Source organism: Paenibacillus illinoisensis NBRC 15959, assembly GCF_004000925.1.
Classification (GTDB): domain Bacteria; phylum Bacillota; class Bacilli; order Paenibacillales; family Paenibacillaceae; genus Paenibacillus; species Paenibacillus illinoisensis.
Window position 1 is genome coordinate 19,874 of the sequence record NZ_BIME01000020.1, and the last position, 22,807, is coordinate 42,680.

The window sequence follows — 22,807 nt, forward strand, 5'->3', positions numbered from 1 at the left end:
GTTATGTCGCTTGTATAGATCAGTTTACTGTTCATATAAGGAGCGGGGCCTTCATCATTAAGGAGGATGTTCATGACTGCACAATCAGGAAAAAGACGAAACGATGAGCGCTCACGCAGCGCATTCGAGGAAGCCAAGCAGTACATACCTGGAGGCGTAAACAGTCCCGTTCGGGCATTCAAATCCGTAGGACTTACCCCGATCTATGCAGAACGCGGAGAAGGGTCCAAAATTTACGATATTGATGGCAATGTATTTATTGATTATGTGGGCTCATGGGGACCGCTTATCATGGGACATGCCCATCCTGATGTTGTTGAAGCGCTGCGTGAAACAGCTCTAAAAGGAACGAGCTTTGGTGCTCCAACGCTGCTGGAGACCGAGATGGCTAAGCTTGTTTGCGAACGCGTACCATCCATTGATATTGTGCGGATGGTCAACTCGGGTACGGAAGCAACCATGAGTGCCATCAGATTGGCGCGCGGTGTAACGGGGCGCAGCAAAATTTTGAAGTTTGAAGGTTCATATCACGGACATGCGGACAGCTTGCTGATCAAAGCGGGCTCCGGTGTCGCTACCCTTGGATTGCCAGACAGTCCTGGAGTTCCTGAAGGGGTTGCTACCAATACGATCACGGTACCTTACAATGATCTGGAATCGGTTAGCCTTGCCTTTGAACGTTTTGGTGAGGAGCTGGCTGCTGTCATTGTCGAGCCTGTGGCTGGGAATATGGGCGTTGTACCTCCAGCAGAGGGCTTTCTTGAAGGCCTGCGCAGTCTGACCAACCAGTACGGCAGCCTGCTCATCTTTGACGAAGTCATGACCGGTTTCCGTGTCGGCTTGAACTGTGCACAGGGGCGATATGGTGTTACGCCCGATCTGACATGTCTTGGTAAAGTTATCGGCGGCGGCCTTCCGGTCGGAGCATATGGTGGTCGTCGGGATCTGATGGAGCAGATCGCTCCAACCGGTCCGATCTATCAAGCGGGAACACTGAGTGGTAACCCACTGGCCATGGTAGCAGGATATACCACCCTCAAACTGTTGACACCGGAAGTCTATGATCGTTTGGAGACGTTGTCGGCTCGTTTGCAGGCTGGCTTCGAAAAGAATGCAGCAGAGACGGGTATTGCAGTAACCATTAACCGCGTTGGTTCCATGGTATGTCCATTCTTTAGCAGTGTACCTGTTACCAATTACGATATAGCCAAAGGAAGCAATTTGGATCAGTTTGTTCGCTACTTTGCAGCAATGGTTGATCAGGGTGTAAGCGTGGCACCTTCCCAGTTTGAAGGCATGTTTGTGTCTGGTGTGCATACAGAGCAGGACATTGACGATACGATTGAAGCAAACCGCAAGGCTCTTCAATCTCTATGACGATCAAAAGTTGGAAACGTCGTGGAGAATGGCTGGAGCTGATGCCAGGCAAAGTGGTAACAGGCAGTCCAGACAGACAGCTTGCGGCAGAGCAATGGCTGCTCACTGAACTTTCGTTTCCAGAAAAGCTGTTTCGCCAGCTCAAGGCAAATCACGGAATTCAACTCGCAGGGGACCGGCTTCGGCTGGCCCTTTTTGCATCTCAGCCCATTGATGTTGAACCCCGTTGGGCAGAGATTGAGGTGCTGTACGAGGATGATTTTAGTCTGGTTGTACATAAACCCGCGGGTATGAAGCTCCATCCGGATGGAACTCGTGCCGATCATGCCATTACGCTGGATCACGCTGTCGCCTCTTATTATGAGATCAATGGTATCGACACCAGCGTGCGCCATGTGCATCGTCTCGATGAAGATACAACAGGCCCCGTTCTCTATGCCAAGAATGCTTTTGCTCTGGCAAAATTGGATGAGGCCATGCGTCGAAAAGAAATTGGGCGTCAGTATGTAGCCATTGCTGAAGGGCGAGTATCTCCGGAATGCAGCAAAATTGATGCGCCCATCGGTAAGGACAGGCATCACAAGCAGCGCAGACGCGTTTCCGAGAGTGGGCAGGAAGCAGTAACACATGTCGAGATTGTGGAAGTGTGGGAGCGAGCTACACTTGTGCGTTTAATACTGGATACTGGACGTACGCATCAGATCAGAGTGCATCTGAGTTATGCCGGACACCCGCTTGTTGGCGATCAGCTGTACGGAGGAAGGTCAGATGCCATTGGACGCCAGGCACTTCATGGTGAAGTGTTGAAGTTTAATCATCCGCTCACGGGAGCGCTGATTGAAGTTCGGGATCCGTGGCCTTCCGATTTTGAACAGCTAGTCCAGCGGGAACGAACAACCTAATAAAAAGGCAAGCTTTGAACAAAGGTGGCATGCTCATCTCATCGATGGCATATAGATGGGTAACGAAGGATTTGGACCATGGATCAGTCCCATGAGAAGGATCATGGTGAACATATGCCGAAAGGAGGACGCCACCTTTGTTGAATCAACCTTATGGTTTGCGGTTCGATATTTATGAGCGCGTTCATTTGTCCGAGGGAGTCCCTGCCATTGAGGAACTGGAGGAAATTGAGTTATACCCGCGTATTCAAGTCATCGGTCAGGATGATCATGCAACGTTGCGAGGCCATCTTTTGCTTACAGGTGCGTATCGGGGAGAGAACGAGATCTCGGAGGAACTGAAACATTTTATTCCGGTTGAGATCACGGTTCCCCTGAATCGGGTAAGATCGCTTGAGGATATCTCGATTGAGATTGAAAACTTTGATGTGGATTTGTTATCCAGCCGAAGCTTGAATATTACAGGTGTGTTGTCACTGCGTGGCATTGAGGGCTTTCCTGTTGAAGAGCCGCAGGCCTGGTCAGCGGAAGAGTTTACCGTGGTACACTCCCCTGATCCGCAGCAGGTTAACCGGACTCCGGAGGCAGAGGACGCAGATGCTGGGCTGAACACCTTTGCCCAGGAATATCTGCTGCAGCGCAGTGAAGAGGAAGGTCTGCCTATAACGGCCGAGTCTCTATACACATCAGAATTGCCAGGAAATCCGCAGCAAGCCGCTGAAGAAAGTATCCGTTATGAAGAAGATGCGCAGCCGGAAGAACAGTTAATTCCTGCACCGCAACAGATCTATGCTGATACGCTTGAGAATCAAGATGAAGAAGAATATCAGAAAAGACCGGCTGAAGATAACGCTCCTTCATTAATCACCCAAGAAGATGAAGCAACCGATAATGAAGTGCCCTCCTCACCTTCACCCGTCTCGTCTTTTATGGCGGAGACTGCAGACCGGCTGGCTTCTTATCCGGAGTCAGAGCCATTGCTACCTCTGGCTGAGGAATCACCATCTGTCTGGGCCGAGCCTTCCGTGGAGACCTTACATACAAACACGGGGCTGAGCCAACAACCATCGGAAGACTTGGCTGTTTCGAACGTTTGGAATTTCGAATCTTCCAGGTCGGGTTCACCGCAGGAAGATCAGACGGAGGCTGAGAAGCCAGCAGAAAATTGGCAGGAAGTGTTTGGAGCGTCTGAACTGGAATCTGCCGAGGGGGAAAGACCTTCTGCACCGGAAGCAGTGGATGCAGATGAATCTTCAGAGCCTGTTTCGTTCATTCCTGAACCTGTGGCTGAGACAGAAGACAAGCCAGAGCTCAAAGTAGCGTTTGGCAGCAAGAGGGAGTCTTCACCAAGACAGGAAGAAGGGGTGGGTATCTCGTCCCTGTTGTCCTCGGGTAGGTCGGTGCGGGATACAGAAACGGATCGGGAGGACGATTCGGTCGCTGGCTCCGTACAGGAAGAAGCCTACCAGGCAGATGATGTTCAGTGGAAGAACCTGTTTTTGGGCACGATTGTGGATCAGACACCATTCCGCAAAGTTAAACTGTGCATCGTCCAGCGGGAAGAGACCTTGGATAGCATTGCTGACCGCTACCAATTGAGCACCCGGGAGCTCCAGTTATACAATCGGTTATCTGAACAGGTCGTTGAAGAGGGGCAGATTCTATACATCCCCTGACCTCTGACTTGTAAAATAACGTCCATACCAACCCGCAATCCAATAAGGATTGCGGGTTTTTGCTGCTTTTTGGCTTAACATGCAGGGCTGCCAGGGCTGCCGCCCGTTTCCGCTGTTGTCAGGTTGACTATCGGGCACGGTCAGGGTATGATGTGTTTAGGTTTTTTAAAGAACAACGTCGAATGGGAGTAGTAGACAGCAAGGCCTTTCAGAGAGCGGGATTGCAGCGCTGAGAAATTCCGCAGGAACCTACTGATCGAAGTCGCCCGGGAGTTGCCTGTTTGAATATGAGGAACGATGAAACATGTCATTGTGATTTGTTTGTTCCTGAAGTAGGATGGGCCGGTAGCAGCCGTTATCTGCTTGAAGTGTCACGATAGCCTCAGAAAGGCATGCTGTTTCTTTCTGTCTGCGTGAAACAAAGGTGGTACCGCGAAAGCTAACCTTTCGTCCTTTGATGGATGAAAGGTTTTTTTGTTTTTTGGCGATGATGATTAAGTAACGGAGGAATGACACATGTCTGAAGAAAAAAAATCAGCGGCAACTGAAATGCCGACGACGTATGATCCGAAAGCTGCGGAGCAGAAATGGTATTCTACCTGGACAGAGCGTGGATATTTCAAGGCTGGTCAGCGCAAGGATGCTGAGCCATATACCATTGTAATCCCACCCCCGAACGTAACAGGCATGCTTCATATCGGGCATGCACTGGATTTCACACTCCAGGATATCCTGATTCGCACCAAACGGATGCAGGGATATGACGCCCTGTGGCTCCCAGGTTCCGACCATGCGGGTATTGCGACTCAAACCAAAGTAGAGCAAAAGCTGCGTGAAGAAGGCTTGACCCGCTATGATCTTGGACGCGAGAAGTTCCTGGATAAAGTCTGGGATTGGAAAGACCAATACGCGACAACGATCCGTCAGCAGTGGGGTAAAATGGGGCTCTCCCTGGATTATTCACGTGAACGCTTCACGCTCGATGAAGGGCTTTCCCAAGCGGTGCGCAAAGTGTTTGTTCAACTATATGAAAAAGGCCTGATTTACAGAGGCAAACGCATTATTAACTGGGATCCGGTGAACCGAACTGCATTGTCTGACATCGAGGTTGAATACAAAGAGGTTCAGGGACACCTGTATCATCTGAAATATCCACTTAAGGACGGTAGCGGTTATGTTACAGTGGCGACGACTCGTCCGGAGACGATGCTCGGTGATACTGCGGTTGCGGTTCATCCAAAAGATGAACGCTATGCAGACATGATTGGCAAAACGCTGATCCTGCCAATTATCGGCCGGGAGATTCCGGTTATTGCAGATGATTATGTTGATAAGGAATTCGGAAGCGGTGCTGTAAAAATTACGCCTGCACATGATCCGAACGACTTCGAAGTGGGTCTTCGCCACAACCTGCCTCAGATCACAGTAATGGATGAGACAGGTACCATGAATGCGGAAGCAGGCAAATATCAGGGTATGGATCGCAGTGACTGCCGCAAGCAGATCGTTGCAGATTTGCAGGAACTTGGTGTCTTGATCAACATTGAGGATCACACACATCAGGTTGGACACAGCGAACGGACGGGAGCTGTGGTTGAGCCTTATTTGTCCACACAATGGTTTGTTGAGATGAAACCTCTCGCCGAAAGAGCCATTCAAAAACAGCAGAACGGGGAAGGCGTAAACTTCGTTCCGGATCGTTTTGAGAAAACATATCTGAACTGGATCGAAAATGTTCGTGACTGGTGTATCTCACGTCAGTTGTGGTGGGGACATCGTATTCCTGCCTGGTACGACGATGAGACTGGCGAAATTATTGTATCGGCTGAAGATCCAACAACACTGCCAGAGTACGCTGGTCGTAAGCTAAGACAGGATGAAGATGTTCTGGATACGTGGTTCAGTTCGGCATTATGGCCTTTCTCCACGCTCGGCTGGCCTGAAGATGCTGAAGATCTGAAACGTTACTATCCGACAAGTGTGCTTGTAACCGGATATGACATCATTTATTTCTGGGTTGCACGGATGATCTTCACAGCTCTGGAGTTCACGGACGAAATTCCATTCAAAGATGTTCTGATGCATGGTCTGGTTCGTGATGCGGATGGTCGTAAAATGTCCAAATCACTCGGTAACGGTGTGGATCCGCTGGATGTTATTGAGAAATATGGTGCAGACGCGATGCGTTATATGATCTCCACCAGCAGCACGCCTGGCCAGGATCTTCGTTTCCGCTGGGAGCGGGTAGAACAGGCACGTAACTTTGCTAACAAAATCTGGAATGCATCACGTTTCGCACTGATGAATCTGGAAGGCTTTACTTACGAAGATCGCGACATCAGCGGGGAGCTTGGAACAGCGGATTATTGGATTTTGCACCGTCTGAACGAAACTTCCCGCGATATTACGCGTCTAATCGAAGCATACGAATTTGGTGAAACAGGACGAGTGCTGTACAACTTTATCTGGGATGACCTCTGTGACTGGTATATTGAATTTTCCAAGTTGTCCTTCTACGGTGAAGATCCGGTTGCCAAGAAAAAAACACAATCGGTACTCGCTTATGTCCTGGACCACACCATGCGCCTGATTCACCCGTTTATGCCTTACATCTCGGAAGAGATCTGGCAGCATCTGCCTCATGAAGGCGAGACGATTACACTTGCTTCTTGGCCAGTGTATGATCCTGCCCTGGAAAATCCGGAAGCCGTTGCCGAAATGAACCTGCTCATGGATACCATTCGTGCCGTACGTAACATTCGTGCAGAAGTAAACGTGCCGATGAGCAAGAAGATTGAATTGATGGTAAAAGCGAACAGCGCCGAGACATTCAGCATTATCGAACGCAACAGCCACTACATTCAACGATTCTGCAATACATCCGAGTTCGACAGCGGACTTGATCTGAGTTCACCGGATAAGGCCATGAGTGCTGTAATTACGGGAGCTGAACTTTACTTGCCGCTGGCTGGACTGATTGATATTGAGCAGGAAGTGGCTCGCCTGGAGAAAGAGCTGCAGAACCTTGAAGGCGAAGTACTCCGTGTAGAGAAAAAGCTGGCGAATGAAGGCTTCGTAGCCAAGGCACCGGCCAAGGTTATTGAGGAAGAACGCGCCAAACAAGCGGATTATTCGGATAAACGGGATAAAGTCATCGCCCGGATCAAGGAACTGAAAGGTTAATGTTTCTGGTCGGATGGAGAGCAAGCATGCCATCCGGCCGCTTTTTTCAATCAAACTCGGGACCGAAGGTGAAACATATGACGGAACTTAATGGCACGGGCGTAGATGCCCCTCTGCATACCTATGACGAGGCTGTGGACTGGATCAATGGCCTTATTCCTTTTGGCATCAGACCCGGATTGGAACGAATCACGGAGCTCATGTCATTGCTCGGTAATCCTCATCAGCGTCTCAAATTTATTCATGTCGCGGGAACGAACGGAAAAGGTTCGACTTGCGCTTTTTTGACGTCGGTACTGCTTCAGGCGGGGTACGATGTAGGAACGTTTACGTCTCCGTATATCACAAAATTCACGAATCGTTTTCAATACAACGGCGAGGATATTCCGGAAGAGACTCTGCTGAAGCTGGCGAATCGACTCCATCCGCTGGTCACAGATATGGCCTCTACTGTTCTTGGATCACCTACCATGTTCGAAGTGTCTACAGCCCTGGCACTCTTGTACTATGCAGAAGAGTGTTATCCGGATGTAGTAGTATGGGAGACTGGACTGGGGGGAAGGATGGACGTAACGAATATCGTTACACCCGTGGTTTCGGTCATTACGAATATCGGTATGGATCATACGGATGTCCTGGGTGATACCATTGAAGCGATCGCGGGAGAAAAAGCAGGCATTATTAAACCAGGCGTACCTGTTGTCACCTGTGTTACGCAGCCAGAGGCTGTTAAGGTGATTCAGGAAAAGGCCCAGCAAGTCCGATCAACTGTGTATTTGTCCGGAGAACAATTTTCTTACCATAGACTCCATAGTGATGAGAATGGTCAATCCTTTCATTTTGCAGGACCATTCCGCGAGATGGATGCTCGCATTCGAATGCAGGGCATTTATCAGATGGATAATGCTGCGGGTGCTCTTATGGTGCTTGAATTGCTCAGACAGTACATGGCATTCATTCTGGATGACAGAGATATTGCCCTTGGATTGGAGAATGCCTTCTGGGCTGGCCGATTCGAGAAGGTCGTTCACGAACCCCGAATTGTACTGGATGGTGCGCATAATCCGGAAGGGGCAGAGTCACTGGCCAAGAGCATTGTCGACGTATATCCTCACAACAAGTTAAATTTGATGATGGGCATGCTGGCGAATAAGCATCACGAAGCGTATTTGCAGCATATACTGCCACTAGTGGATACGCTGATCCTGACCGAGCCAGATTTCCGACGCAAAATGGATGCAGCCGAATTGCTGCAGATCGTCGAGCGGTTACGTCCCGCCATTGCGAAAGAGAATCTGGAAATCATCGTCGAGCCCGATTGGGCGAAGGCACTTGATCTATTGAAGTCACGGACGGAAGCGGAAGATCTGGGGGTGGTGTCCGGCACACTGTATCTCATTGCAGATGTGAGGGCAGCCCTTTTGCATCAAACCGATTCTGAAAAAGGTTGGTGAAAGTTTTGTTAAATACATCAGAACACGTTCATTTTATAGGGATTGGCGGATATGGCATGAGTGCCATCGCACGAGTTATGCTGGAGATGGGATACACCGTTACCGGATCGGACGTCGCTTCACAGGAGTTGACTGAGAAGCTGGCAGCCAAGGGAGCGAAAATATATATCGGACATACGGCTGAACACGTAAATGGAGCAGATCTTGTGGTCTATTCTACAGCAGCTCCGGCGGATAATGTGGAGCGAGTGGCAGCCGAGCAGCTTAATATTCCGATTCTTCACCGTGCACAGATGCTGGCGCGCCTGCTCAATGAGCGCAAAGGTGTTGCGGTTGCAGGTGCCCACGGCAAAACGACGACTTCCTCAATGATTGCACTTGTCATGGACAAATGCGATACAGACCCAACGTATATCATTGGTGGAGAAATCATGAATTTGGGAACCAATGCGAAGGCGGGGCAGGGCGATTGGGTCGTGGCTGAAGCAGATGAGAGTGATGGATCGTTCTTGCAGTATCATCCGTGGCTAGGTATTGTGACCAATATTGAAGCCGATCATTTGGAGAATTACAACAGCGACTTCGAGGAGCTCAAAAAAGCGTATGTACAGTTCTTGAGTCAAATTCGTCCGGAAGGAACAGCCATTGTCTGTGCGGATGATGAGAACGTTCAAAGCATTTTACCTGAGCTGAAATCCCGAGTCACGACATACGGCATTGATCAGAAGGCCGATTATATGGCATCGGATATCGTACTGGGTGACCGCAGAATCTCCTTCACCATGAGCCATCAGGGTAACGCACTGGGAACGGTAGAGCTCTCTGTTCCAGGCAAACATAATGTTTACAACGCCATGGCTACGGTCATTACCTGTCTGGAAGCAGGCATTCCGTTTGAGAAAATCACGGCTGCCATTATTCAGTTCCATGGTGCCAAACGCAGGTTCCAGGTGCTGGGTGAAGCACGGGATATTCTGGTTATCGATGACTATGCTCATCATCCGACTGAAATTGAGGCTACCATCAGTGCAGCGAAAGCGACAGGGAAACGTATTATTGCGGTGTTCCAGCCGCAGAGATATACGCGTACCTTCTTCCTGCTGGATGCGTTTAGTCGTGCTTTCGCTGAGGCAGATGAGGTACTTATTACCGACATCTATTCTCCGGCGGGAGAAAAACAGATTGAAGGTGTTCACTCCGCTAAGCTGGTTGAACTGATTGTTCAGAACAGTAATGCTGCTGCTCGTTATTTGCCTACTAAGGAAGAAGTGGTAGCAGATTTGCAGAATCGTCTGCAGCCAGGAGATCTTGTCCTCACGATGGGAGCAGGGGACATCTGGAAGGTTGGCGACACACTGGCCAAAGGACTGAAATAGTCCATTTTATGACCCGCTTGTCTTCATAAAGAAGCAGGCGGGTTTTTGAATTTCTAGGAATCTTTCATTGTCTCTGGGCATATAGCTGATATAAATGGGACAAAGGAGAGGGTACGGGGTGAGCAATGCTAGAATGACGTTTCGTTTCGGGGAGAACGAGTCGGACAAGCCGAATCATAAGGATGAGAAGGTGATTGAAACCTTTCCATCCTTATCTGATGAGATATCGCACAGTGCTCCGCGGATCGATGTCGCGCCTTCATGGACACCGGAGGATATCCCTGGAGATTGGGGAGAGACCACCCTGAGCGGGACAAGTATACTGGAGCCGGATCAGAGAAAGGACCGGAATCCGGATCCTGTACAGTCGCAGTATGTTTATTCGGATTCTACAGTGTACCCTGACGAAAATGAGAAAGAGCTTCCTGAAGACAGCAATGATGTGGGTCATGACTGGATGGGGGATCGTGATCATTACTCCTACAAGCGAAATCGCCCTCCGAGGGGCTGGAAGATGATTGGTTCGGTTACGGGAGCACTGGTCACCGGTGCCCTTTTCGGTATGGTTATTCTCTCTTTGTTTAATCGGGAAGGAACAGGTCCGGATGTACTTCCCCAAACCAATCAACCAGTATCGAGTGTTACGGGAGTGCAGGGTGCTTCCGGGACGGACCAACAAGCACAGTCAGCACTTAGCGGAGGCAGCTACTATGCGCTTCAGTACGGTGTTTTTAGTTCGCCTGAACGTGCTGAACAGGCCAAGCTTGAACTCTCACAGGCTGGAATCGCTGCAGGAACGGATCCGGACGATGGGAATCGGGTGTATGCGGGCATCTCTTCCGACCGTGAGGAAGCCAAACTGCTGAGCTCCCGTCTTAAGGCGGAGGGTGTGGAATTGTATGTCAAAGAGATCGCATATCCTGCAGTGGACTCTGCAGCTCTCGGTATGAATGAGGAAGATGTTCAGCTCTTCTTCAGCAGCAGCAATGCATTGGTGGAGCAACTATCCACATTGTCCATCGGGCAGCTTGGTCAAGCAAATCCAGAGCCTGTAGCCTCTGAAACGATGACTGCATTACAGAATCATCACGAGGCCTGGATAACAGGTATGGGTAAACTCTCGGCAGGTCTCGGACAAGAAGCGGCGCCGATCGTTTCAGCCATGGAAAAATCGATGAACAGCGCAATAACGGCAGTTACCGAGTATAACAAAAATCCTTCCGATGTACACATGTGGGCTGTACAAGCGGATCTGATGGATTATGTTCTGCAGCAGAAAAAATGGCTTGAAGGGATTAAGCAATAAGTTTTCCTTCCCCTAACACAGCCCCGAAATCCCTGTCCGGCAAGGAACTGGAAATAGTTCCCCTTGCCGGATTTGTGTTTGTATTGACGTACAAAACCCCGTATAATAATGTGGGTGTCAAAAAATGGCGAGGGAAGATAACCGATGAAAAAAAACTTCGGCATGTTAATACTGTTTCTTCTGCTCGGCTGGATGGCCGGAGCGTGGATCGCCAAGGCACTGCAGCCAGTCAAGGCTGTAGCCATTCTAACCAAAGCCACGACCATACGTTGGTCACCGCAGGCTGATCTGGATATTATCAGTTATGACATTTCATTTCAATTTCAAATGAGCCTCCTCAGTTTGATCGGTATTATTGCGGCTGTATGGCTGTATCGCAGACTGTAGGAGAATGACGATTTTTGACGACGAAACTAAGCGAATGACATCTACTATGGTGATGCGACAGATGTCGCCGTAGCATAAGGAGCCGTTTATTTTGAATAAATTACAATCGCGCCCTATTATTCTGGCCTCCACTTCGCCGCGGCGCAAGGATCTGATCGCTTCACTTCAACTAGCTTTCAAAGTAATACCGAGTCACGCGGATGAAGACACGCCGCCGGAATGGACTCCTGAGCAGACGGTTCAGGAGCTTGCCATGCGCAAAGCAATGGCTGTCTATCGTGGGCTTGAAGGTCAGGAACAGGACGCTATTATTGTTGGCAGTGACACTGTCGTTGTGCTGGATGGAGACATTCTGGGCAAACCTGTGGATCAACAGGATGCTGAACGTATGCTCGCCAGACTTCAGGGACGTACACATCGTGTATTCACTGGTGTTGCATGTATTGATGCTGGAAATGGACAGTCCGTTGTGCACTATCGGCAGACAGAGGTAACGATGAAGGAACTGTCCGAGGCAACGATCGGGGCGTATGTTCAGACAGGCGAGCCTATGGACAAAGCAGGGTCGTATGCAATTCAAGGAATTGGCGCTTCACTGGTAGACCGCATTGAAGGATGTTACTTTAATGTCGTGGGCTTGCCTCTTTCCCTGCTCAGCGACATGTTGGATGGATTCGGAGTTCATGTGCTGCCGCGAGCTTGATTGTGGGAAATGAATGATGTGAAAAGAGGGAATATATGGAGTCGCCTCAGTACATGATGCGCGACATCCCCCATGAAGAACGCCCGAGAGAACGCATGATGGAATATGGGGCGGGCGCCTTAAGCCATGCAGAACTGCTGGCTATTTTACTTCGAACGGGAACAAGGCAGGAATCAGCAGTACACATGGCGCAGCGGATACTAACCGAAGCGGGTGGTATTCGTCCGCTGATGGATATGAGTCTGAACGAGCTGACTGCTATGAAAGGAATCGGTATGGCCAAGGCGGTCCAGCTCAAGGCAGGCATTGAACTTGGTCACCGGATTGCGAAGAGTAGACGGGTGCAGTCGCCTTCCATCCGTACACCTCGTGATGCAGCGGATATTTTACTCGAGCAGCTGCGTTACTTACAGAAGGAACACTTTGTGTGCCTTTTCCTGAATAGCAAAAATCATATTATTGCCCAGGAAACACTCTCCATGGGTAGCCTTAATGCTTCAATTGTACATCCACGTGAAGTGTTCCGTGCTGCCATCAAATGCAGCAGTGCCTCGATCGTATGCGCACACAATCATCCGAGCGGTGATCCTACGCCTAGTCCTGAGGATATTCAAATAACCAAGAGACTGATCGAAGCAGGTTCAATCGTGGGCATAGATGTGCTGGACCACATCATTATCGGCGATGGAACATACGTAAGTTTGAAGGAGAAGGGCTTAGTATAATATAATGGTTGGCGTTGATGTTTTCCTATGAATATTGACGGCGTTGTCCGTAGAAGATAGGTTCACTTTACAGGTACAATACATTTCAATGAATGATGAACCCTGCTGGATTGCAGAGGAAATGAAAATGAAACGCTCTGAACGTTAATAGGGCGGCAATATGAGGCAGAAAAGGAGATTACGTCATGTTTGGTGGTTTTACGAAAGATTTGGGTATTGATTTGGGGACAGCGAATACGCTGGTTTATGTACGTGGAAAAGGTATTGTGGTGCGGGAGCCTTCGGTGGTTGCTCTGCGGACAGATACCAAGAGCATTGAGGCTGTTGGGGAATCTGCCAAAAAAATGATCGGACGTACTCCTGGTAACATTCGTGCGATTCGTCCAATGAAGGACGGCGTTATTGCTGACTTTGATACGACGGCAACGATGATCAAATACTTTATTCGCCAGGCGCAGAAACAGCGCTCGATGTTCCAGCGTCATCCGAACGTTATGGTATGCGTACCATCCGGAATTACAGCGGTAGAACAACGTGCGGTTGAAGATGCAACAAAACAGGCCGGCGCGCGTGAAGCATACACGATTGAAGAGCCATTTGCAGCAGCCATTGGTGCAGATCTTCCGGTATGGGAGCCAACAGGTAGCATGGTTGTGGATATCGGTGGCGGAACGACTGAAGTGGCGGTCATTTCCCTCGGCGGAATCGTAACAAGCCGTTCCGTTCGTGTAGCTGGTGATGAGATGGACGAATCGATCATCCAGTATATTAAACGTCAGTACAATTTGATGATTGGTGAACGTACATCCGAACAATTGAAAATGGAAATCGGTTCAGCTATGCCACTGGAACAAGTGGAAACGATGGAAATTCGCGGACGCGATCTCGTAACAGGTCTGCCTAAGACCATCACGATTACATCGGATGAAATCAGCGAAGCTCTGGCAGATACGGTAAATGCTATTGTTGAAGCTGTGAAAGTAACTTTGGAAAAATGTCCTCCTGAGCTTGCGGCAGATATTATGGACCGCGGTATCGTGTTGACTGGCGGCGGCGCGTTGCTCCGCAATCTGGACAAGCTGCTGGCTGGTGAGACAGGTATGCCGGTCATCGTAGCGGAAAATCCACTCGATTGTGTAGCAATCGGAACAGGTAAAGCTCTGGAGAACATCCATTTGTTCAAAAGCAGAAGCAGTTCGGCAGTTCGTTCCAAACGTTAATCCGGCACGGATCGCTTAATGTCACGTTTGCGTTAAGCGTGAGTCGCCAGCGAAGAGGACCCGACTTCAGTCGGGAGAGCTATTACCCGCATACCCGGGGAGATCAGCGAATATTCTCGAAGGGACTATCAGTCTGAACGTCTCCCCGCCGGGCATAGCTCGGAAGAGAATATGGATGTTAGAGGGTGTTCGAACTGTTTAAGCTGCTGGGCAACAAAAGACTTTTTGTTTTGCTGGTGGGCCTTGTTACATTTATCGCGTTAATGGGCTTTACGCTCGGTCCGCGAACCGCTCTATCCTGGCCGGAAAAATTCCTGAAGGATTCAGTCGGATTTGTACAATACGTATTTTACAAGCCCGCTTCTGCTGTAGCGGGCTTTTTCAAAGATGTAGCGAACATGCGTGCGGTATATCAAGAGAATGAAGAGCTGCGAATCGCGATGGGGCACTATACCCGGGATCGACTGAAGTATAACGAGATGGAGAAAACCAATGATCGTTATAAGGATTTGCTGAAATTTACGGCTGAACAGAGAAATCGGTATAACTACGAATATCGTATTGCTCAGGTTATCAGTGCCAATTCCGATCCTAATAGCAGAACGATTAATATTGATATTGGGGAGAACGCGGATATCAAGCCAGGCATGGCAGTTACTTCCCAGGAGGGTCTGGTTGGGGTGATTAGTCACGTTAGTGCTTACACCTCAACGGTGAATCTGCTAACCTCGATGGATGCCAATGATCCCAATTCCAATGCCATTGCAGCAACAGCGGTGGGCAAGGAAGATACCGTTTTCGGTATGATCGAGAGCTTTGATCCCAAGACGGGTATGTTCAAGATGACCAAAATTTCGGAAGAGTCTGATATCAAAAAAGGTGACGAAATTATCTCATCAGGTATTATCAATAATTTTCCGAAGTACATGCGAATCGGGAAAGTTAAGAAAATTGAAGTTGGCGAATACGGACTCACCCGCACAGCAACGATTGAACCATATGCGAGCTTCCTGGATTGGAAAGAGCTGATGGTGGTTATTCCTCCCGAGGTGAAGGAGTAATGGTGACACGCAAGCAAGTCTTGTTCCTGTTGCTGTTCGTTTTGTTCATCGCGGAAGGGACGATTTTGCCACTGCTTATTCCTTCCGGATGGCAACTGCGCATTTCGGCCAATTTGGTCTATATCGTCATTCTGTTTATCGCTGTATATCATCATCGCCACACTGCTCTGGTGCTCGGCATCTTTTTTGGACTGCTTCATGACGTTGTATTTTATGGAGAGATGATCGGACCTTATGGATTTGCAATGGGGTTATCTGCTTATATGATGGGACTTATATTCCAGGCACCGCGTGCACCACTTCCAGTTATGGTTACAGTCGTCATTTTGGGAAGTCTGCTTAACGACACCATGTTGTTCTTTTTATATAAGCTCTTCCGCCTCAATCATGTGACCTTTGACTGGGCTTTGCTTGAATATATGATTCCCAATCTGTTCATTCATTTCGTGTTTGCTCTGATCATTTATACTCCGCTGCGGAAGCAGCTGGAGCGTATCGGCAAAAGAAAGAGCAAGGTGCAGGAAGCATCCTGATACATTTTATAGAGTGAAAAGCAGGAACTTCGAGGCCCGGGCACGAAATGTAATGAGATGGGAGGGACAGGCTTATGACGGTAAAATCGAATCACGTAACGATTAAAGGCATCCGAGACGGCTTGGTTTTCCTGTTGGACGATCAATGTGAATTCGAGGAATTGCTCTATGAGCTCCGCTATAAGCTGGAACACAGCCATCAAAATATTTTGACCGGACCGATTGTTCATGTGGATATCAAACTGGGCAGCCGCGAAGTGACAGAGGACCAAAAAGAAGCGATATTGGACATATTGAAGCAAAAAGGGAATCTGCTCATTCGCTCCATCGATTCACCAGCCCTTAAACCAGAGGTTAAAGGGCCACCGCCAATTGTTACGATGTGTGGCATGGTGCGTTCAGGTCAAGTGCTTCATCACGAAGGGAATCTCCTGTTTCTTGGGGATATCAATCCGGGGGGCACGGTGACGTGTACCGGAGATATATATGTTTTGGGTTCACTCAGAGGCATGGCTCACGCTGGGATCGGCGGGGACGACGAGTCAATCATTGCCGCATCGGTATTTGCACCGACGCAGCTTCGAATCGCTGATATCATCAGCCGTCCCCCTGACGAATGGGAGAGCCGGGATACCGGGATGGAATTTGCTTATTTACAGGACAATCAGATGCAGATCGACAAGATGAGCAATATCGTTCGGTTGCGCCGAGATTTTAATGTGTTTAAAGGAGTGTAGCTCATGGGAGAGGCGATCGTGATCACTTCGGGTAAAGGCGGCGTTGGTAAAACAACCACCTCAGCAAACATCGGAACAGCGCTGGCGCTGCTCGGAAAAAAAGTTTGTCTGGTAGATACCGATATCGGCCTTCGCAATCTGGATGTCGTGATGGGACTCGAGAACCGGATCATTTATGATCTGTGTGACGTGGCAGACGGGCGTTGCCGTCTGAATCAGGCGTTGGTGAAAGACAAACGCTTCGAAGAATTGTACATGCTGCCTGCAGCGCAAACAAGAGACAAAAACTCTGTATCACCGGAACAGGTTAAGGACATCATTCTGGAATTGAAAAAAGATTTTGAATATGTCATTATCGATTGTCCTGCCGGGATTGAACAGGGATTCAAAAATGCGGTCGCTGGAGCAGATCAGGCTATCGTGGTGACTACACCGGAGAACGCTGCTGTACGTGATGCGGATCGGGTCATCGGTCTACTCGAAAGCTCGCATATTCAATCACCGAAGCTGGTTGTAAACCGTATTCGGAACAACATGGTCAAATCGGGCGATATGCTTGATATTGATGGTATTTTGCAAGTCCTCAATATTGATCTGATTGGCATTGTGCCAGATGATGAACTTGTCATCAAAGCGGCTAACTCTGGAGAACCTACAGTCATGAATCCAGACTCGCTTGCAGCGATTGCCTATCGGAACATTGCTCGTCGCATTCTGGGAGATACGGTTCCACTGATGCAGCTAGAGCAGAAAAAAGGCGCGTTCTCACGCTTTAAAAAGTTTTTTGGTATGGGTTAAATGGGTTAATACAATCGTCCTTATAGATATGAATACTTACCGCCGCGGCCTTTGCAGCCCGGCTTTTTTAATGCTTTCAGCACAGAAATCCCTATCATTTTTCTCCACATTAAACTCCACTCGGCAGGTTGATCTCACCTGGGTGGAGTTATTTTGCTTTGACCCGGAAGCTTGTTCATATTATGAAAGAGCTCTTCATAGGATGTATTAAACAAGCCTCGGCGGGAGGATATTCCATGAATACGAAACTTCGAATCAAGCAAAGAAGAGAAGAACGGATACGGCGGTTGCTGGATGGCGCTGCGATGGAGATTATGCAGGAAGCGAATTCGGGGCCCAGCAAGAAGATTGCCGAGAGCCCAAGACCTACTTCTTCTTTTGATATACAGGATAAGACAAGACATGTTGGATCACTACTGGCAGAACAGGAAAGGGATCCTGAATGGCTGTGGAAAAAAGAGAACGGACATTACGGTTCAGGTGGCCATACACGTTTTAACCTGGTGAAATCGTTGGTGCGTAGAACAGTAGTCAGTGCAATGGTTTTTGGTGCCGTATGGGGACTGTTTCAACTCAATGCGTCATGGGCATCTTCTCCCAAAACGGTAATTGCAGATGCGCTGCATCGGGATATGGACTTTGCATCGGCAGCGCTCTGGTATGAACGGCACTTTGGCGGGACGCCGTCTTTCCTGCCCGTGCTGGGCCACACCACAGATGTAGTTAATGGTTCGGGGGTTAGATCACTGCTGGGTAAACCGCTCTCTGGGACAATCGTTCAACCATTTGCGCTGAGCATGAAGGGCATAGAGATCGTCCCCGAAGCAGAGGGGACTGGCTTTGTACAGGTGGTCAGTTCGGATGCAGGACGAGTTCTGCAAGTTCTTGGTGATACAGAGAATGGGATAACGGTAGTCATCCAGCATACAGGCAACTTGACTGCGATATATGGCCGACTGAACGAGAGTGAAGTCGAAGTGAATGACTGGGTGGAGGCCGGAAATGTTGTTGGCAGCCTCAAGTCCACAGGCGGAGAACAACCTGCCACGCTGTACTTTGCTGTAAAAGAGGGCGAAGAGTATGTAGATCCTGCGGAAGTGGTTGCCCTTGATTAGGTTATGGGGTGTACGCATTTCGCTTCATCCGTTTTTTGTCATTATTATGCTGGCCTCCTTGGCTACAGGACATTTCATAGAACTCATCACACTGTTTGCAATCGTATTTATTCATGAATGTGGACATGCTGCGGCGGCAGCCCTTCTGGGCTGCCGTGTCCTGTCGATTCAGATGCTTCCTTTTGGCGGTGTGGCTGTTATTGAAGACGGGGGCCGGCTTACGGCTGGGCGGGAAATTATAATAGCGCTGGCCGGTCCTCTGCAAAACATATTGATGGTCGGGATCACCATGCTGCTGCAGTACGCCAACCTGGGAGATCCAGTATTCTTGGCGTACATTATCCAAGGGAATCTGCTGATTGCCCTGTTTAATCTGCTGCCCGTACTTCCGCTGGATGGTGGTAAAATAGTACAGGCACTCGTCAGTCTGATTGCTCCCTACTATACGACATTAATGTGGACCTATCGGATTAGCATCTTATGTAGTACAGGGGTTATTCTGTTTGCGATCAGCAAATGGATCACTGGAGACTACGGGCTCCCGCTGAATATCTTGCTCATTGGTCTCTTTCTGTTCTATTCCAACGTGACCGATTATCGAAACGTACCTTATCGCTTTATCCGCTTTTTAATGAATCGGGAAGGTGCATTTGCGCATCATGCGGCTACAGGCAGTTTGGCACAGCCGATAATCTCATTTCCGGCGAAACCTTTGGACACTATTCTGCGTCTATTAAAGAGAGAGAAATATCATATGGTATATGTGATGAACAGACAGGGACGAATTATGGCCGTTTTGCCTGAACAGCGAATTATCGGTTCCTATTTCAAGCAGAACACAGACAAACTGTAATAAGGTTGGTGAACTCGTCCAGATTTGGGGTAATACATATACATTGAGAATTGCAAAGACACAGAATGGATGTGGATGAATTGAATTGTCTTCTAGAGGTCAAGCCATGAAACAAATGATCGTACATAATGAACACAACCTCATGCAAATGGCGCTTCTGGAAGAAGGCAAAGCTGTGGAATTTACAGCAGAACGTACACGCGAACGCGGACTGCTTGGTTCGTTTTTCAAAGGACGGGTCGTCAACGTGCTACCGGGTATGCAGGCTGCTTTTGTGGATATAGGTCAGAAAAAAAATGCCTTTCTATATGTAGATGATGTCCTGCACCCTCATTTGGAGAAACAACCGAAGGTGAAACCTTCAATCTCCGAATTGCTTCGTCCAGGTCAGGATGTCATCGTTCAGGTTCTGAAAGAGCCGGTAGGAAGCAAAGGAGCCCGGGTGACGACACATTACTCACTACCGGGCCGATGGCTTGTCTACATGCCGATAGCGGACTACATAGCCGTCTCGAAGAAGATTGCCCGTGAAGGGGATCGCTCCCGTCTTAAGGCATTGGGAGATCAGCTCAGACGTGGGGAGGAAGGGCTGATCATTCGAACCGTATCCGCAGAAGAGCAGCGGGAAGCCATAGAGGCTGACTTGGAATCGTTGCGTGAGCAGTGGCGTTTGATATGTGAAAAAGCAGACAGTTTGCCTTCACCGAGCCTGTTGCATCGGGATCACAGCATGGTTCAGCGAATTATTCGGGATGTGTATACTCCAGGCAGCGATGAGGTTATTACAGACAGTGAAGGACAAGCCCGCGAGGTGAGGGCTTTACTGGAGGAGATCTGTCCGGGTCATCAGCCGAAGGTACAGGTTTACCGGGGCGCAGAGTCCATCTTTGCTGCGTATGGTGTTCAAGAGCAGCTCAATAAGGATTTTGCACGTAAAGTTTGGCTCCCCGGCGGCGGTTACATCGTCATAGATCATACAGAGGCACTTACCGTGGTGGACGTTAATACAGGCAAATTCACCGGGGGCGGCGGGGATAGTCTGGAAGAAACCGTAACGGAAACCAACATGCAGGCAGCCGTCGAAATTGCACGTTTAATGCGTTTGCGGGACATTGGTGGCATGATCATTGTGGACTTTATCGATATGGAGGAAGCAGCCAATCGGCAGGAAGTTGCTGCAGCGCTGGAGGCTGAACTCAAAAAAGATCGAACCAAGGCTTTTGTCATGGGCTGGACCAAGCTGGGTCTGCTTGAACTTACACGTAAAAAAGTCCGGGAAGAAAGTACACTTCCTTATGTGGAGCCCTGTTCTTCTTGTCACGGGACAGGTAAAAGATATATTTCACCATTGCATTGATTTTTACTCGCGATGATGATATAATCATCAGGTATGTGTTTAGCCTATTGGTCTTGCACATGCTGTAACCGCACTGGCCGGGTACAAGAACAGCTCCGCAAGGAGGCTGTCACCTGAGACCGGGCGAGTCTGAGACATGAGGAGGTGCAAGGCAAATGTACGCAATTATTGAAACAGGCGGCAAACAGTACAAAGTCCAAGAGGGCGATGTTCTGTTCATCGAGAAATTGACTGCGAACGATGGCGAAAGCGTAACGTTCGACCGTGTCCTGGCTGTATCTAACGATCAAGGTTTGACAGCAGGTACACCATTGGTTTCCGGAGCTACTGTAACGGCTAAAGTGGAGAAACATGGCAAAGGTCAAAAGGTTGTTGTATACAAATACAAACCGAAAAAGAACTACCATGTGAAGCAAGGTCACCGTCAACCGTACACTAAAGTAACTATCGAGAAAATCCAAGCGTAAGAGGGTGCGATAAGTGATTATCGTTCAAATCTTTCGTAACGATGACGAGAGCATCGATCGCTTTTCCATCAAAGGGCATGCCAATTATGCCAAGCGGGGAGAAGATATCGTATGTGCCGGGGTATCTGCTGTTACAGTGGGTACAGTGAATTCGATCGAAGCATTGACTGGTGTCGAAATGGATGCCAAAATGAAGAATGGCTTTTTAAGCGCTTCTTTGCCAGTGCTGGAGAGAGACGGAACTTGGTCCCAGGTGCAATTGCTGCTCGAATCTATGGTTCTTATGCTCACTGATATTGCAGAGTCATACGGGAAGTATATTAAGATAGAGCAACTCAAATAAGTAAAGAAGGAGGACAACCAATCATGTTGAAATTAAATCTTCAGTTATTCGCATCGAAAAAAGGTGTAGGTTCCACGAAGAACGGTCGTGACAGTAGAGCGCAACGCCTTGGCGTAAAGCGTGCTGACGGTCAAACAGTAACTGGTGGTAGCATTCTTGTTCGCCAACGCGGAACAAAAATTCACCCAGGTACGAACGTGGGTATCGGTAAAGATGACACTTTGTTTGCGAAAGTGGACGGCGTTGTGAAATTCGAACGTTGGGGACGCGATCGCAAAAAAGTAAGCATTTACCCTGTGGACGTTGCTCCAGTAGCAGCTGCAGTAAAAGCATAATATCGGCATTCCGCCTAAGGAGCCTTCGGCAATTTTGCCGGAGGCTCTTTGTATTTAGGATGGATAGATGTTTTCGATAATGAACTGGCAGAAAAGACATGTTATACTTGGTTACGGTGGGGTTTAAAACCAACCGAGTTTTGTAGAACGGGGAGAAGCCATGAAATCTTGGAAAAGAGTGCCGTGGATTGCGGCATGTTCACTTCTGATTCCTTTGGTTTTCGTTGTGCTGTATCCGGCAGCCATTTCGAGTGCTGTATGCGCATTGTGGTCCGTGGCCGTAATCTTTGTTTCAATGAATGCGATGAAGAGACAGGCGGAAGCGGAACGCAGAACCATCATACAATCTATGGAAAAGACAGCAATTGCATCACTAAATCATCATCGGCATGATTGGATGAACGATCTTCAGGTGTTATATGGATATCTTCGGCTGGGCAAACTTGATAAATCCGTGCAATGTGTGGAAAGAATAAAAGAACGGGTAACCGAGGAAAGTCGGATTTCCAAATTAGGCATTCCCTCACTCGTTTTTTATCTCCAGTCTTTTCGTGCCAGTGGCGCCGCTCTGGAATTGCATGTGGAAGTCGAGGAAGAATTGCAGCTTAGTGCTCTGATCTCTCCCGAGGACGGCGAGTCGCTTACGGGCGCAATTGCAGATGCAATCAGAGCCTATCAATACGGTGGCGGCCGGTCGTCTTGGGGAGAGGTTCGCAAACTGACCTTGAACTTCGGACAAGACCATGGGGATGTGGTTGTTCGGCTGGACGGGGATCAAACACCCGATCCGGAAACATTACGGCAGCTTAATGCCGTACTTAAAGGAAAAAAAGTCAGAACGGAGCAGCTTCCGTCTGAAGACACGTTTATACAATTTAGAATGCCGTGTGGAATATAGG

The 22,807-nt window shown here is 48.8% G+C and carries 22 protein-coding genes and 2 other annotated features; all 22 genes read left to right on the forward strand.

Translation table 11 applies throughout. The annotated features are described in order from the left end of the window. The first annotated feature begins 72 nt into the window (after positions 1-72). The 22 genes from hemL (at position 73) to PIL01S_RS28380 (ending at position 22,806) form a co-directional block, all read left to right on the forward strand. Positions 73-1,377 carry a glutamate-1-semialdehyde 2,1-aminomutase gene (gene hemL / locus PIL01S_RS28275; RefSeq protein ID WP_127541070.1) on the forward strand — a complete coding sequence of 435 codons (1,305 nt, stop codon included), beginning with the start codon at positions 73-75 and terminating at the stop codon, positions 1,375-1,377. Next, a complete protein-coding gene (locus tag PIL01S_RS28280; protein ID WP_127541072.1) occupies positions 1,374-2,279 on the forward strand; it encodes an RluA family pseudouridine synthase in 906 nt (301 codons plus the stop codon). The genes hemL and PIL01S_RS28280 overlap by 4 nt, the downstream gene beginning before the upstream one ends. 137 nt (positions 2,280-2,416) lie before the next feature. Further along, on the forward strand, positions 2,417-3,955 hold the full coding sequence (locus tag PIL01S_RS28285) for a LysM peptidoglycan-binding domain-containing protein (RefSeq protein WP_127541075.1): 1,539 nt from the start codon (positions 2,417-2,419) through the stop codon (positions 3,953-3,955). Between the two features lie 169 nt (positions 3,956-4,124). Next, positions 4,125-4,413: a binding site (T-box leader), on the forward strand. Positions 4,414-4,471: 58 nt separating this feature from the next. Further along, positions 4,472-7,138, forward strand: coding sequence for a valine--tRNA ligase (locus PIL01S_RS28290; RefSeq protein ID WP_127541077.1), 2,667 nt, complete (start codon positions 4,472-4,474; stop codon positions 7,136-7,138). A gap of 77 nt (positions 7,139-7,215) precedes the next feature. Then, positions 7,216-8,592 (forward strand): bifunctional folylpolyglutamate synthase/dihydrofolate synthase, encoded by a 1,377-nt coding sequence (locus PIL01S_RS28295; RefSeq protein ID WP_127541079.1) that lies wholly within the window; start codon positions 7,216-7,218, stop codon positions 8,590-8,592. Between the two features lie 56 nt (positions 8,593-8,648). Then, complete coding sequence (gene murC, locus PIL01S_RS28300) at positions 8,649-9,968, forward strand: UDP-N-acetylmuramate--L-alanine ligase (protein WP_246058581.1); 1,320 nt, start codon at positions 8,649-8,651, stop codon at positions 9,966-9,968. A gap of 118 nt (positions 9,969-10,086) precedes the next feature. After that, the gene (locus PIL01S_RS28305) at positions 10,087-11,274 is read left to right on the forward strand and encodes an SPOR domain-containing protein (RefSeq protein ID WP_164764368.1); all 1,188 of its coding nucleotides are present in this window, start codon (positions 10,087-10,089) and stop codon (positions 11,272-11,274) included. A 144-nt stretch (positions 11,275-11,418) separates the two neighbouring features. Continuing rightward, positions 11,419-11,661: a DUF4321 domain-containing protein gene (locus PIL01S_RS28310; protein ID WP_095293309.1), complete on the forward strand. Its 243-nt coding sequence runs from the start codon at positions 11,419-11,421 to the stop codon at positions 11,659-11,661. A 91-nt stretch (positions 11,662-11,752) separates the two neighbouring features. Then, complete coding sequence (locus tag PIL01S_RS28315) at positions 11,753-12,364, forward strand: Maf family protein (RefSeq protein WP_095361428.1); 612 nt, start codon at positions 11,753-11,755, stop codon at positions 12,362-12,364. A gap of 35 nt (positions 12,365-12,399) precedes the next feature. Next, positions 12,400-13,089, forward strand: coding sequence for a RadC family protein (gene radC, locus PIL01S_RS28320; RefSeq protein ID WP_127541085.1), 690 nt, complete (start codon positions 12,400-12,402; stop codon positions 13,087-13,089). Between the two features lie 185 nt (positions 13,090-13,274). Further along, positions 13,275-14,309 carry a rod shape-determining protein gene (locus PIL01S_RS28325; protein WP_095293312.1) on the forward strand — a complete coding sequence of 345 codons (1,035 nt, stop codon included), beginning with the start codon at positions 13,275-13,277 and terminating at the stop codon, positions 14,307-14,309. A 185-nt stretch (positions 14,310-14,494) separates the two neighbouring features. Then, a complete protein-coding gene (gene mreC, locus PIL01S_RS28330) occupies positions 14,495-15,370 on the forward strand; it encodes a rod shape-determining protein MreC (RefSeq protein ID WP_127541087.1) in 876 nt (291 codons plus the stop codon). Further along, a complete protein-coding gene (gene mreD, locus PIL01S_RS28335) occupies positions 15,370-15,903 on the forward strand; it encodes a rod shape-determining protein MreD (protein WP_095361431.1) in 534 nt (177 codons plus the stop codon). Before mreC ends, mreD begins: the two co-directional genes overlap by 1 nt. Positions 15,904-15,977: 74 nt before the next feature. Further along, positions 15,978-16,640, forward strand: coding sequence for a septum site-determining protein MinC (gene minC / locus PIL01S_RS28340; protein ID WP_095293315.1), 663 nt, complete (start codon positions 15,978-15,980; stop codon positions 16,638-16,640). A gap of 3 nt (positions 16,641-16,643) precedes the next feature. Then, complete coding sequence (gene minD, locus PIL01S_RS28345; RefSeq protein WP_024633965.1) at positions 16,644-17,438, forward strand: septum site-determining protein MinD; 795 nt, start codon at positions 16,644-16,646, stop codon at positions 17,436-17,438. Between the two features lie 236 nt (positions 17,439-17,674). Further along, positions 17,675-18,553 carry a M23 family metallopeptidase gene (locus PIL01S_RS28350; RefSeq protein WP_164764369.1) on the forward strand — a complete coding sequence of 293 codons (879 nt, stop codon included), beginning with the start codon at positions 17,675-17,677 and terminating at the stop codon, positions 18,551-18,553. Continuing rightward, positions 18,546-19,406 carry a M50 family metallopeptidase gene (locus PIL01S_RS28355; protein ID WP_127541091.1) on the forward strand — a complete coding sequence of 287 codons (861 nt, stop codon included), beginning with the start codon at positions 18,546-18,548 and terminating at the stop codon, positions 19,404-19,406. The genes PIL01S_RS28350 and PIL01S_RS28355 overlap by 8 nt, the downstream gene beginning before the upstream one ends. A gap of 106 nt (positions 19,407-19,512) precedes the next feature. Further along, the gene (locus PIL01S_RS28360; protein WP_127541093.1) at positions 19,513-20,763 is read left to right on the forward strand and encodes an Rne/Rng family ribonuclease; all 1,251 of its coding nucleotides are present in this window, start codon (positions 19,513-19,515) and stop codon (positions 20,761-20,763) included. A 56-nt stretch (positions 20,764-20,819) separates the two neighbouring features. Next, positions 20,820-20,904: a sequence feature (ribosomal protein L21 leader region), on the forward strand. Between the two features lie 14 nt (positions 20,905-20,918). Then, positions 20,919-21,230 carry a 50S ribosomal protein L21 gene (gene rplU / locus PIL01S_RS28365; RefSeq protein WP_095293319.1) on the forward strand — a complete coding sequence of 104 codons (312 nt, stop codon included), beginning with the start codon at positions 20,919-20,921 and terminating at the stop codon, positions 21,228-21,230. A gap of 13 nt (positions 21,231-21,243) precedes the next feature. Then, positions 21,244-21,573 carry a ribosomal-processing cysteine protease Prp gene (locus PIL01S_RS28370; protein WP_095293320.1) on the forward strand — a complete coding sequence of 110 codons (330 nt, stop codon included), beginning with the start codon at positions 21,244-21,246 and terminating at the stop codon, positions 21,571-21,573. A gap of 23 nt (positions 21,574-21,596) precedes the next feature. After that, on the forward strand, positions 21,597-21,908 hold the full coding sequence (rpmA, locus tag PIL01S_RS28375; protein ID WP_095293321.1) for a 50S ribosomal protein L27: 312 nt from the start codon (positions 21,597-21,599) through the stop codon (positions 21,906-21,908). Between the two features lie 160 nt (positions 21,909-22,068). Further along, a complete protein-coding gene (locus tag PIL01S_RS28380) occupies positions 22,069-22,806 on the forward strand; it encodes a Spo0B domain-containing protein (RefSeq protein ID WP_127541095.1) in 738 nt (245 codons plus the stop codon). Position 22,807: the final 1 nt, after the last annotated feature.